Source organism: Thiolinea disciformis DSM 14473 (assembly GCF_000371925.1).
GTDB lineage: Bacteria > Pseudomonadota > Gammaproteobacteria > Thiotrichales > Thiotrichaceae > Thiolinea > Thiolinea disciformis.
On sequence record NZ_AQVE01000004.1, the window covers coordinates 43,775 to 56,697 of the forward strand.

At 44.3% G+C, this 12,923-nt stretch carries 12 protein-coding genes; 3 read left to right on the forward strand and 9 right to left on the reverse strand.

Features of this window, described 5'->3' with window-relative positions; all coding sequences use genetic code 11:
- Positions 1–3 precede the first annotated feature (3 nt).
- Both A3IE_RS0104270 and A3IE_RS0104275 read right to left on the reverse strand, forming a co-directional pair.
- Complete coding sequence (locus A3IE_RS0104270; RefSeq protein WP_020394354.1) at positions 4–1,734, reverse strand: vWA domain-containing protein; 1,731 nt, start codon at positions 1,732–1,734, stop codon at positions 4–6.
- Positions 1,731–2,405 (reverse strand): hypothetical protein, encoded by a 675-nt coding sequence (locus A3IE_RS0104275; RefSeq protein ID WP_020394355.1) that lies wholly within the window; start codon positions 2,403–2,405, stop codon positions 1,731–1,733. Before A3IE_RS0104275 ends, A3IE_RS0104270 begins: the two co-directional genes overlap by 4 nt.
- 309 nt (positions 2,406–2,714) lie before the next feature.
- Here A3IE_RS0104275 and A3IE_RS0104280 point away from each other — a divergent pair, with 309 nt between their 5' ends.
- On the forward strand, positions 2,715–3,962 hold the full coding sequence (locus tag A3IE_RS0104280) for a YbiU family protein (protein WP_020394356.1): 1,248 nt from the start codon (positions 2,715–2,717) through the stop codon (positions 3,960–3,962).
- A 43-nt stretch (positions 3,963–4,005) separates the two neighbouring features.
- Here the strand turns inward: A3IE_RS0104280 and A3IE_RS0104285 are convergent, their stop codons facing one another.
- The 4 genes from A3IE_RS0104285 to A3IE_RS0104300 all read right to left on the reverse strand — a co-directional run bounded on the left by A3IE_RS0104285 (position 4,006) and on the right by A3IE_RS0104300 (position 7,192).
- Entirely contained in the window at positions 4,006–4,836 is an 831-nt protein-coding gene (locus tag A3IE_RS0104285) for a transglutaminase-like domain-containing protein (RefSeq protein WP_211206793.1), read from the reverse strand.
- Positions 4,837–5,010: 174 nt separating this feature from the next.
- A complete protein-coding gene (locus A3IE_RS0104290; protein WP_020394358.1) occupies positions 5,011–5,589 on the reverse strand; it encodes a hypothetical protein in 579 nt (192 codons plus the stop codon).
- Positions 5,590–5,788: 199 nt separating this feature from the next.
- Complete coding sequence (locus A3IE_RS0104295; protein WP_020394359.1) at positions 5,789–6,721, reverse strand: AEC family transporter; 933 nt, start codon at positions 6,719–6,721, stop codon at positions 5,789–5,791.
- 9 nt (positions 6,722–6,730) lie between these two features.
- Positions 6,731–7,192, reverse strand: coding sequence for an Lrp/AsnC ligand binding domain-containing protein (locus A3IE_RS0104300; protein ID WP_245539176.1), 462 nt, complete (start codon positions 7,190–7,192; stop codon positions 6,731–6,733).
- A 138-nt stretch (positions 7,193–7,330) separates the two neighbouring features.
- On the opposite strand from A3IE_RS0104300, the gene putA reads away from it, so the two are divergent.
- Positions 7,331–11,050, forward strand: a complete 3,720-nt coding sequence (gene putA, locus A3IE_RS0104305; RefSeq protein ID WP_020394361.1) for a bifunctional proline dehydrogenase/L-glutamate gamma-semialdehyde dehydrogenase PutA — start codon at positions 7,331–7,333, stop codon at positions 11,048–11,050.
- Positions 11,051–11,068: 18 nt separating this feature from the next.
- Here the strand turns inward: putA and A3IE_RS0104310 are convergent, their stop codons facing one another.
- Positions 11,069–11,464, reverse strand: a complete 396-nt coding sequence (locus A3IE_RS0104310) for a hypothetical protein (protein ID WP_020394362.1) — start codon at positions 11,462–11,464, stop codon at positions 11,069–11,071.
- A gap of 168 nt (positions 11,465–11,632) precedes the next feature.
- Here A3IE_RS0104310 and nudK point away from each other — a divergent pair, with 168 nt between their 5' ends.
- Positions 11,633–12,214: a GDP-mannose pyrophosphatase NudK gene (gene nudK / locus A3IE_RS0104315; protein ID WP_020394363.1), complete on the forward strand. Its 582-nt coding sequence runs from the start codon at positions 11,633–11,635 to the stop codon at positions 12,212–12,214.
- Here nudK and A3IE_RS0104320 read toward each other — a convergent pair.
- Entirely contained in the window at positions 12,211–12,450 is a 240-nt protein-coding gene (locus tag A3IE_RS0104320; protein WP_020394364.1) for a hypothetical protein, read from the reverse strand. The genes nudK and A3IE_RS0104320 overlap by 4 nt on opposite strands.
- A gap of 109 nt (positions 12,451–12,559) precedes the next feature.
- On the reverse strand, positions 12,560–12,862 hold the full coding sequence (locus tag A3IE_RS0104325; protein ID WP_245539177.1) for a TusE/DsrC/DsvC family sulfur relay protein: 303 nt from the start codon (positions 12,860–12,862) through the stop codon (positions 12,560–12,562).
- Positions 12,863–12,923 lie beyond the last annotated feature (61 nt).

The window sequence follows — 12,923 nt, forward strand, 5'->3', positions numbered from 1 at the left end:
CCTTTACATTTCTGCATTTAATAAGTTGCCAATCCGATAAGCCGCTGAGGTTGTGCTTGCTTCAATATAGGCACCTTCAGCTAAATTCGACAGCGCTTTTAAGTGTTCAGAACTTAATTCATAAGCAATCGAATGAATTGGTATACCAGTAGCCTCTAAGGCGTTGCTTACCGTATTAAAATTAAGTCCCATATTAGTTTCGCCATCGGATAATAAGAAAATGACGCGCTTATAATCAGGATGTTGTTTGCCATACTCAGCCAATAAATTAGCGGCAACGACTACTGCATCATTAGTAGCTGTTTTTCCACCCGGTGCTAAACGCTCCACTGCACCATTAAATAAAGCTTTTTGTTGCACATCGAATTGGCGCACTTGTAAATCAACATTGACTGTATCACTGTAAGTGACTAAGCCTATCGAGTTAGTAGAGCTAATTAAATCAGAAGATTCAATTAAGGCTTGTTTTAAGTTTTTGATTCGCTCGCCTTCCATCGAACCGGAAACATCAGCAACAAATACTGCAGCAATAGGGCGACCGCCCGATTTTTTCTGCTTCCAGAGCTTCTGGGCTTGTCCAATAACGGAGCCATCTTGCAAGCTATAAGCATCCTTATAATCAGCTTGACCACCAAAACCAAAACGATCACTCAAGGCTTGTTGGCTTTTGATATAATTCGCAAATAAGGTTAATACTTCACGTTCGGCTGGATCGGCTTCAGGCGTAATATATAGTGGGCTATCATGGCGCACGCCAAACGGGATAAATTGATAATCATCCATGCCCGTGACATTAATCCATGATTGATATTCCATAACTAAAGCATCTAATACACCACTGCCGACTGCTGCATCGCGCATTTGCAAGGTATTTTGGGCTACAAAAGGTACACCGGCTTGAAAAGCCTCAAAAGCACTTGCCACATCGGGCGATAGCATTTGCGTTTGATCACCTTGAGCAAAAGCATTTAAAACCGTTAATAAGAAATTTAAGCCAGTACTCGATTGATAAGGGTTCGTATAACCCATAGCAAAACTGCCATTACTAACATTGGTTAAGAGTTTCGCAATATCTAATTTACCATTAGTAGTAATTTGATCGACTTTGGCTTTTTTGACTACGATGCCTGCGGTATTGGAAGCCGTAGCGGGTGCTAACGTTTCTACCCGCTGTCCATTAGCATTCAAATACAAACCCCATAAGGCATTGCTCGGCGAATACGCATCGGGTATATAGCGCCGCGCGAGAATAAATTGAGCCCCCAAGCCCGAGTCCATTTTACGCAAGCTAATTTGCGCTGTTTTGCCATTGCTAATGCGTTGATTCTGATTATTAAAAGCTTGTGCTAATTCAATATAAAAGCCATCACGGCCATTGCCTGCTTTTTCGGGAGAAGTAAAGATTTCTACGGCTTCGGTGTTAGCGCTATCACTTGCTTGAACCACAATCGGCGATTCATTAATATCCGGCAACATATTTAGCAGATTTGTTGGGGTGAGTTGGATATTCGCACGATACTGATTTTCGTTATATAACGGTTGAATATCTCTTTTTACAAAATTAGCAATTTCTTTTTCAGCCTCTTGGCGATTCAGGGTATTTTTGGTGCGGCCAACAGCGCTCACTGTGGTCCCATCAGTATTGCTTGTGCTGGGAATAAGATTCTTAAAGATAATATTGCCAATCACTATGGCAAAAATAGCAAAAACAATAATTCGAGTTATATTTTTCATCCGTTTTTACCTGATTGATTGGCAACTTGCGCCAAAGCGACTAAGCGTGCGAGCGTGTCAGTGCGCTCAAATTCACTGACTGAGCGCATATTGGCAAGTTCCACACTGGTTTTAGTGAGCGCGTCAAACAGCTCATTATTATCTTGTAGTAATTGTTGTAAACGATTGGCTTGTTCGGCATACATGGTTTCTTGTTCTTGGCTTTTTTGAGTATTGGCCCAATGACCACTGCGCCTATTACTTTCTAAACTGGACATACTGCGTGCCACAGCAACAACATCAGAGAGATTTTGAATGGCTTGTTTTTGTACCGTGCGGGCGGCGCCTAAATAACTTAAAGGGCTGGATTGTTTACCGGCGAAACGATTTTCAACCACGGCATGATAATCATCCAAAATTTCGCCTAAAGTATCGGCTTGACGAACGCCTTCATTCAAACCTAGCTCACGCAGGTCTTTTTGTAGTTCATCCAAGCGAAAGTGCAAGGTGCCATGTTCGCGCGCTTCCCGTTCTTGTAGCCAGATTTGATCATCTTGTAGTACAAATCCAAATAAACGATAGGCCAGCGGTACACTTAATGTCGCCAATACGGCGAGTATTGCATACGCAGCATTGAGCACTAAATTGCCTTGAAACCACCAAACAAAAGCACCCAGTAGTAAAACTGACACGAGCGCTGCAATTATGGAGTATTGTCTAATCATAAGCTAAAGTGTCTCATGGAACGGCAAAGCTGTCATCAAAGGCACACTCACTAGTGTTGGTTTGAAACCCTACTTATCTTAGCAAAATTAATAGCTTTTCAACGAGCTAGTTCTGTCCGAGTCAAGTTAGAAAAAATAGTAAAGTATTATTTTAAAAATAGAATCTAAGCTTCAGTGCTGTAGAAGAATAAGGCACTTATTCGAGTGCTCATGCTAATTGCTTAATTGTGTACAAACGGCCTAAGATAAGACAAAACCACAGTTTGGAGGAGCATAATGCAATTAACCCAAGATCAACTCGGCGCCGCTGTCATCGCCATGAAAGCTGAATTACGCAATAAAGGAGTGGATTATAAATCCGCGTTCGAGGGTTTTTCTGCCTCCATCAAGCAAGAAATCGACGAGATTAAAGCACTAGATGAGCAAGGTGCGAGCCTTGTGCCTGAGCTCGACTTTGCAGCGGTGGTGCAGGGCAATATAAATGACGAACAAAAAGCCTTGATTCATAAGCGTGGCTGTGTGGTCGTGCGCAATACTTTTTCACGTGAGTTGATTGACGATTGGAATCGGCGCATTGCTGATTATGTGAAGAAAAATGGCTATTACGAAACACCCGATAAAGGTTTAGATAAATACTTTTCTTCCTTGCAAAAGGGCAAGCCACAGATTTTGAGTGTGTATTGGTCGAAGCCGCAAATGGAGGCACGCCAGCATGAAAATTTGGCTTTATTGCGCAAGGCTTTGAATCGTTTGTGGCATTATGAACGGGATGGACAGCAAGAGTTTGATCCTGATCGGGAATGTTTGTATGCCGATCGTTTGCGCCAACGTGAGCCGGGTGATAATAGTTTGGGTTTGAAACCGCATATTGATGGCGGATCGGTAGAGCGTTGGCTGGATAAGCAAGGCTTTCATCAAGTGTATCGCCATTTATTAAATGGCAATTGGCAAGATTATGATCCTTTTGATGCAGCGTATCGCACCAAAACCGATGAAATTCCTTCGCCTGCGGTGTGCAGCATGTTTCGTACTTATCAAGGGTGGACAGCCTTAACGCCGCAAGGACCGAATGATGGTACTCTGCAATTAATTCCCAGCTCACGCGTAGTGCCGTGGATGTTTTTGCGTGCGTTACAAGAGGATGTGCCACCTGATGATTTGTGCGGTGCACAAGCCGGACGGGCACTTCAATGTGTGCCACAGTGGCATAGTTTAGTTTTAGAGGGCTTAGTCAGTATTCCCAAAATGAATCCGGGTGATACGATTTGGTGGCACCCTGATTTAGTGCATGCCGTTGAGGATGCACACCGTGGGACAGGTTACAGTAATGTGATTTATATTGGTGCAGCACCGTATTGTGATAAAAATGTGGCCTATTTAAAGAAGCAAGCCGAAGCCTTTAGAAAAGGTGAAAGTGCTCCTGATTTTGCGGCTGAGCATTATGAGTTGGCCTACCAAGATCGTGCGACCGAGTCTGATTTAACGGACTTAGGTAAAAAGCAAATGGGTTTACAGGCGTGGTAAAATAAACCCACCACAGGTTTCAGGCATAGACGGCCTGAAACTTTTACGCCGTTGAGACGGCGGAGTTTGGACTCGGTGCATTTTGGGTCAGGCTGAGGGCAGAAACTTCCATTTTTTCTAAACTAACATTGCCTACTATATTGGCAAATGCTGTATCCGCAGCATCTCGACCCGCGCTAATACGTACAAAGCCGCCGACTGGGGCGAGTTTGGTCGCATCGAATAAGTACCAATTTCCTCCTAAATAAGCTTCAAAAAAGCCGTGAAAATCGGGCGGTTGCAACTCGGGGGCATAGCCTGCTACATAGCGTGCTGGGATGCCTAATGCGCGACATAAAGCAATGCTTAAGTGTGCAAAATCCCGACAGACTCCCATGCCTTGTACTAATACATCACAAGCGCTGCTGGAGCCATGGGTAGAGCCAGAGACATAATCAATGTGATTAAACACCCAATCACAAATCGCACTGACCCGAGCATAACCCATTGGAAGATGCCCAAAGGTCTTGTACGCAAAGCGCCCTAAACGATCGGACTCGCAATACCGGCTAGGATTAAGATAGGGCAAAGCATCTGTGGGTAAATTCAAATAAGCCACTTCATCTAATTGGGGCGGCTGGTGAATAGTGTGACTCAATTCAATCGTAGCTGTGTAGTCTAACGTTAAGGTGCAAGGTTGTAGCGCAAAGCGAATACTGCGATTGGCTTCTTCGCCAGACATAAAACCTTCATAAGGAACTAAAGGGTTGATGATTAATTGTTCTTGTTGGATGGTTTGATGCGTATTTTGGGCGACAGCCACCGTAAAGATAAAACTGGCGGGTGATTCAACTTGGTAAGTCAAATGGCTAGCAACTTGAATGATACTCATCATAATTCCTTACGAAAAAGTAAGCGGCTCATCAACCTAGGTCAGGATTCAGAGGGGTGAGAATGTTAGGCAAATTTAGTGCCAATCACTACACCAGCACGTTTAGTATCATCAAGTCTAGTCTAAATCATGCAATCAGGTGTTTGAAAAGCAAACACCTGATAGAAAAATTAAAATTTAGGCAACGCTAGTCAAACGATTAATCACATCTTGCGTTAAACTGGTCAGGCTCAGATCCAGCTCGCCCCGACTATTACGTTTCATCGTTTGGGCAGCATCGCCAGCGCTCAATTTACCATCACCGTTCATATCGAGCACTTGCAAAACTTGCCCTGGAGGATCATTCACTAATGGAGCATTCAAAATACGAGTCAGTTGGTTTAATTGCTCTTTGGTTAAGGCAACCGCTCCATCTTTTACGATTTCCCCATTAGCGCGCTGATTAATAAAATTTATGCGTGGCGTATTGGTATTGTTGGAGTTTGGTCGATCATAAGGGGCGTTCCAATTATTACGCTGTGGTAAAGGATAATACGGTCTTTGACCATAAAAACCACGATTTAGACTATAAGGATTATAGTAAGAATTATAGTAAGGACGATTATAGCTGGGTAGGTAAGGTGGTAGATTTCTATAGCTATACGGGAAAGGTTCAGGCTGATAGCCGCCATAATAATAGGGCGATGGTGAGTAATAAGGGGAGGGTATATTGTAATTAGGCGTGTAAATCGGGTTGTAATAGGTAGATGGGTACATAAAAATCTCCTAGCAAGCAAATTAAGTCATAGTCCTGTGTAGCATAATCCCAACGTTTGTCTTTGCTATTTAGTAAGATTTAACCTTAAGCACTACAAAACTAGGATTAATGGCAGTGTTTGCGCGGCTAATGGCGAAGGCATTCGAGGTGTTAGCGATTGCTTAAACAAGCGGTCAAAATGTCTTGACAAAATGTTGTTTAAATGATCCAACTTGTCCATAAGCTTACCGTGCCTAAGGAAATTAAGGTTGAAAATACAACGATTTGCGAGGTGGCTTGTTCGAAGATTTGATAACGTAAGGCAACGACATGCGCTAAGGCACCTGTTGGCAAAGCGCTTAACAGAACAGCGGTTTGTAACCAGACCTTATCTTCCGTTTGCCACAGATAAAATGCTAGCCATGTCAAGGCAGGATGAATAAGCAATTTTACAGTAATAAGCCAGCTAATTTCGCTATAGTTTGCTTGACTGCGTTTAAAGGAAAGGCTAGCCCCTAAACAAAATAACGCAACCGGAATTGCAGCGGGTGCCAGCATATTCAAGCTAGTATTAATAACGTGAGGCAGTTTTAAGTTGAATGCCGAAGCCATTAATCCTAAGAATGTTGATAAAAAAATAGGATTGCGTAATAAAGAACGGTCGGCAATATTCCACGCTTGTTTTATAAAATGGCCCCGTTGGCGCTTGGCTTCAATCAATAATTGTGAACCTGCAATAATTAGAATATTGCCCGCCAGAATAATGCTAATGGTAGGAGCATGGCTCGATTCCCCCAATAAACCAAAAGTCAGTGGAATGCCCATATAAGCGAAATTAGCAAAAGATCCATTTACGCCCCGCAATACTAGCTCATCGTAGCTAGTGACTTTGAAAACGAAGCGGCTAATTACTAAAATTAGCGCGATGGTTAGCAGCACGGCGAAGCTGAAGGCTAGTAAGGCGGGGGCATTAAATAGATGCGCTAAAGGCTGGCGTGAGGCAGAATTGAATAATAAAGCTGGAACGGCAAAGTAATACACGAATTGATTCAACGCAGGCAGCATTTTGATGTCTAGCAAGGTGTGTCGCGCTACATGGCCACAAGCAATCAAAACGAAAAGCGGAATAATCGCTAATAAACTCTCAGTCACAATCTATCCTTATTTTAAAATCGGCAGCGGGCTATTTTCTTTAATACTTTCCATCACCACATAGGTTTTGGTGGATAGAATTGCGGGGTGATTGCCGAAGGTGCTACCCAAAAAATGACGATAATCTTTCATACTGCGAAAACGCGCTTTTACTAAATAATCAAAGCCTCCAGCAATCATGTGACACTCTTGAATTTGCTCAAGCTGTTGCACATAAAGGCTGAACTCATCAAATACATTGCGATTTGTACGATCCAAGGTAATTTCAATAAATGCCAGCAGCTGATACCCAAGCTTTTCAGGGTCTAATTGTGCCGTATAGCGGTGAATATAACCTTGTTCTTGTAAGCGTCTCACCCGTTCTAAGCAAGGTGTGGGTGATAGATTAACCAATTTGGCGAGCTCAGTGTTCGCTAATTTACTATTGCGTTGTAATTCACGGAGCAACTTGCGGTCAATCGCGTCTAGCATGTTAAAACTAGCATCAGATTTCATATTTTTGCAGAATGTTTAGCTGAAAAATCGCATGATTATAGTGAAAAATGCTAAAAATAACTTGTTAATCTTCCGCAATAAATTAGCCGCCGTTTGTTAGCCTAGGAGTTCGTCATGCCCACCGAAAAAAGTTTAACTGCTTTAGATATCCAGCGTGTTGTATTGAATGAGGCATGGTTTCGAACAGAAACTGAGGTGGTGTTGGAGCGCCTTAATCAGCATGGTTTAGATGAGGCTGCTCGCGCACGTATTCGGGCTTCGGCAACGGCGATAGTGAGTGAGTTGCGTACCAATCCTCATCCGAATTTGATGGAACGTTTTTTGGCGGAATATGGCCTTTCAAGCGATGAAGGCATTGCGTTGATGTGTTTGGCTGAGGCTTATTTGCGTGTTCCGGATACACCAACCTTGGATGCCTTGATTCGCGATAAAATTGGCGGTGTGAATTGGTCAAAACATAGTGATCATCAAGCCGATGGCTCACTTTTGGTGAATGCATCTACTTGGGCCTTAATGCTGACGGGTAAAATTTTTCGCGAGGATGAGCAAGAAACCAGCTCGGTGATCGGTGGTATTTTAAAGCGCTTGATTCAGCGCGTGGGTGAGCCGGTAGTGCGTACCGCCGTCAGTCAAGCGATGAAGGCTATGGGACAGCAGTTTGTACTGGGTCAAACCATCGAAGAGGCTTTTAGTAATGGTCAGAATTTAAGCGAAAAAGGTTATTTATTTTCTTTCGATATGTTAGGTGAGGCAGCGCGTACCGAAGCAGATGCGCGCCGTTATTTTCGCGCTTATTCAAAAGCGATTAGCGCGATTGCCGAACAAGCTAGTGAAACTTATGTGCATGATAATTCAGGTATTTCAGTCAAGCTTTCCGCCTTGCATCCGCGCTATGAAACGACTCAGCGTGAGCGGGTGATGAATGAGTTGGTGCCTCGTTTAGCGTCCTTAGCCATGCAGGCACGCAATGCGAATATTCCCTTCAATATTGATGCAGAAGAAGCCGAGCGTTTAGATTTGTCTCTGCAAGTGATTGAAGCGGTATTGCGAACCCCTGATTTTAAAGGCTGGGATGGTTTCGGTATTGTGGTGCAGGCTTATGCCAAGCATTGTTTGCCCGTGCTGGAATGGGTGAAGGACTTGGCGCAAAGTTTGAAGCGTAAAATTGCAGTGCGTCTGGTAAAGGGCGCGTATTGGGATGCAGAAATCAAACAGGCACAAGTACAGGGTTTACCTGCGTATCCTGTATTCACCCGCAAAACCTCTACAGACGTCTCCTATCTAGCCGGAGCACGCTTTCTATTAAATCATCGTGAAGATTTGTATCCGCAATTTGCGACCCACAATGCGCAAACTATTGCAGCGATTTTGGCAATGGCGGGTGAGGAGAAAGGCTTTGAATTGCAGCGTTTGCATGGGATGGGCGAAGCGTTACATGAATTAATCCGTGTTCAACAGGGCAAACGTACACGTATTTATGCACCGGTTGGCGAGCACGAGGATTTATTAGCTTACTTGGTACGTCGCCTACTAGAAAATGGTGCAAATTCTTCTTTCGTACACCAGTTGCTCAATGAAGACATTCCGGTTACCGACATTGTGCAAGACCCGATTAGTGTGACTGAAACCCTAGCCCAAGCAAATGCACTACCACACCCCAGCATTCCGCTACCAGAGCAATTATTTGCTAGCCAAGGTCGGCTCAATTCACAAGGGTTTAATGTCAATAATCCGCTTATGGCAGCGACGATTGAAGCGAACATTCAGGTGTTCCACACACACCGTTGGCAGGCTTATTCCATTATTGAAGGGGTTAAGCAAACAGGAACGAGCCAAGCGGTTTTCAATCCAGCCAACACTAATGATCAAGTGGGGACACTGATGACGGCTGCTGTTGAACAAGTTGAATTAGCCTTGCAAACAGCTTCCGCAGCTTTTACTACTTGGAATCAAACACCTGTCATTGAGCGTGCAAGTTTATTAGAAAAGATTGCGAATGTTTATGAGGCGCATACGCATGAATTGATTGCTTTATTAAGCCGTGAGGCTGGTAAAACACGCTGGGACGGAGTATTGGAAGTACGTGAAGCAGTGGATTTCCTGCGTTATTACGCAGCCGAAGCCCGAGCTAAACTCACGCATACACAAGGGCGTGGTGTATTTGTATGTATATCGCCGTGGAATTTTCCGTTGGCGATTTTTACGGGACAAATTGCAGCGACTTTAGTAGCGGGCAATACGGTCATTGCTAAACCGGCTGAGCAAACACCGCTTATTGCGACCCGCGCAGTGGAAATGATGTTAACAGCCGGTTTGCCTAGTACTGCGATTAGTTTATTACTCGGTGATGGTGCCACGGTGGGTGCCGCTTTGACACGTGATAAACGTATTGCAGGGGTTTGCTTTACTGGCTCAACCGACACTGCACATTTGATTGATAAAGCCATGGCTGAGCACGGGAATGCACAAGCACCTTTGATTGCGGAAACGGGTGGTTTAAATGCGATGATTGTGGATTCGACTGCTTTGCCAGAAGCAGCGGTGCGTGATGTGGTGAGCTCGGCTTTCCAAAGTGCCGGTCAGCGGTGTTCGGCCTTACGTGCCTTGTTCGTACAAAGTGATATTAAGGATAAAGTATTAAAGATGTTGCAGGGGGCGCTAAATGAACTGGTGATTGCTGACCCTTGGCTGGCGTCAACGGATATTGGCCCTGTCATTGATCAAGAAGCACAACAAACCATCAGTGCGCATATCGAAACATTTCGCACGAAAAGCCGCGTGTTATTTCAGCATCAACAAGCTAATCAATTGCAGGGTTTATTTGTCGCGCCCACTGTGATCGGTCTGGATCATTATGCGCAATTAGAACGCGAGATTTTTGGCCCTGTATTGCATGTGATTGCTTTTGAGGCCCATGAGCTGGATCAAGTGATTGAGGCGATTAATCACAGTGGCTATGGCTTAACCTTGGGCATTCATTCGCGCCTTGATGATCGTGTCGAAAAAATTACTGATACGGCGCGGATCGGTAATATGTATGTAAATCGCAATCAAATTGGAGCAGTCGTCGGTGTACAACCCTTTGGTGGCGAAGGTTTATCGGGTACTGGTCCAAAAGCAGGCGGGCCGCATTATTTGCAGCGTTTTGTGCAGCCTAGTGCTCCCGTAAGCTTAGCTAAGCTCAGTATCAATGCTGCACCCATGCTGCCACCTGTTAACGCCGCTGCCTTTGCTCAAGCAGCGCGCCAAGCACAATCAGATTGGGATAAGCAAATTAATCGCGCTGAGTTGCTTAAGCAGGCTTTGAAACTACTGCCTGCTGATTGGCAAGATCTCGTAAAGCCGCTAGTAGCCGAACAGAAGCAGCTATTTAGCTTGCGTCGCCTGCAAGGGCCAACCGGTGAAAGTGATCAATTACGTTTGCATGGGCGAGGTTTGGTGCTGTGTTTAGGTGCTAGTGATAGCGCGTTATTACTGCAAGTGATGCAAGCTTTATTAGCAGGGAATGCGGTCGTGATGCCTAGTGGTAAGCTAGCCAATCAACTATTGCCAGCCTTGTATCCAGTTCTCAGTAAAGACTTAATAGCAGCGCTTGATATGCCAGACGATATCAATGCGTTATTGGCAGCACTTCCATCGTTGGCGCTAGTAGCTATTGAAGGTGATTCCACTGTCACGACACCCCTGCGCCAAATGTTAGCGGCGCGCCAAGGTGTTCGTGTACAGCTAGCCCAGCTTGATGAAGGGATTGAGCGTTTTGTCACTGAGCGTGTCATCAGTATTGATACCACTGCGGCAGGTGGCAATGCTTCTTTGTTGACGATGGCAAGTTAGTTTAGTGTGCACATTGCATTATTTGCTTAGGCTAAAGCTTGCTTTGGCGGAGGCATAAGTGACCGTGAATCCGCCTACGACATTCAGAAAAGACATCAAGGTTAGGATCATGAAATAGCTATTGCTAGCCCAAGGTTCGGTGAGCCACATTATGATATAAACGACCAATACGACCGTTGAAATAACACGCTCAATAATGGAAAGATCACTTACACGAGTAGCTTTAAATGTCTCAAACGCGAGCGCGAGTAAGCCTGCCACAATGAGCCAATCCCCATAAGTGGGGCGCATGATGCCGCCTGAGGGCATGGCAATGGCGATAGGAACATAGTTCAAGTGGGCGGGGAAAAAGCCAATCCATTGCAACAATAAATAGCCTAGCAAAACAAAAGCGAATAAGGGGGTAATCGACATGGGGAACTTCCTCAAGCGTGGACAAAAGCTTGGATAGCTAGTTTGAAGAATGGTTCAGTTTGGTAAAATGGCAAGTATCATGTACCTATCTTATTGGGTTCAGAAAGGATTATTATCCTTAGCGGCTTGGTTATGGCAGCATGCGGTTTTTGACTGAATGGAATCGTTATGACTGAGCGCATTCGTAATATTGAACAAACTTTATTATCGGCCAATTGGTATAAGCTTTATAAATATAGTTTCGATTACCAAAAAACGGATGGCTCTTGGGAAAAACAACAGCGTGAGGTCTATGATCGAGGTAATGGGGCGACTATTTTATTGTATAACAACACTAAAAAGTCGGTCCTCTTGACGCGCCAATTTCGCTTGCCTACTTTTATTAATGGCAATGCAGATGGTTTATTAATCGAAACCTGTGCCGGATTGTTGGATGCTCATAATCCTGAGGACTGTATTCGCAAAGAAACGGAAGAGGAAACGGGCTATAAAATCAATCAGGTACAGAAAGTTTTTCAAGCTTATATGTCACCCGGTTCAGTGACCGAGATTATTCACTTTTTTATTGCCGAATATGCTGATGACATGAAAGTCAGTATGGGCGGCGGTTTGGCACAAGAACAAGAGCATATCGAAGTTTTAGAGCTGCACTTCGATGCCGCTTATCAGATGATTGCTAGCGGCGAAATTCGGGATGCTAAGACCATCATGCTACTGCAATACGCAAAATTACACGGTTTATGTGCTTAGGCTTTGCAATTGAAGGCGTGATCGCGAAAGAAACGGCGCTTTTGTTCTAGCTCGTTGTAGTCTTTGGCTTTATAACCCGCACGCATTTTGGCTTCGTATTCATCCACTTGCTGCACATAACAATCGCATTTTTCAGCACCTTGTTTTTTCGCACAGGGATCGTCGATTTTAGTAGCGGCATAGCCAGTGGCAATACTGGCCACTAATAGTAAGTAAACAATAATAGGAGCGCGCATAATTATTCTTATTATTTGGGGGATTAGAGTCCCTATCTTAAAACAATCGCTGCGCTTGGTGGAAATCGCGTAGACGAGCTGAGCTTCCGCCCAGCTCTTTGATTAAGCCTTAAACGCAGCCAGTGGGTTTTGGTAGACCACCATATTTTGAAATAGGTTTCATAGGGCCAGTATTCCAGAGCTTGAACAGGTCTTTTTGGTCTTGGTTAATGAATTTTGCAAATTTTCTAATGGGTGGCACCACCGCATGATCTTCATAATATTCACGCGCTTTGAGAATTTGCTTCCATTTCTCATCACTTAAATCGACACCATCTTCTGCGGCCATAGCACGTGCAATGTCGGGTGTCCAAGCATTTACGTTTAGTAAATAGCCGTCGCCATCACGTTCTGGAATCTCTACACTCATCATCTAGCCTCTGTCACTTGGAATGCTGAGTATTTTACTGGGTTATGGCTGGTGAACAAAACAT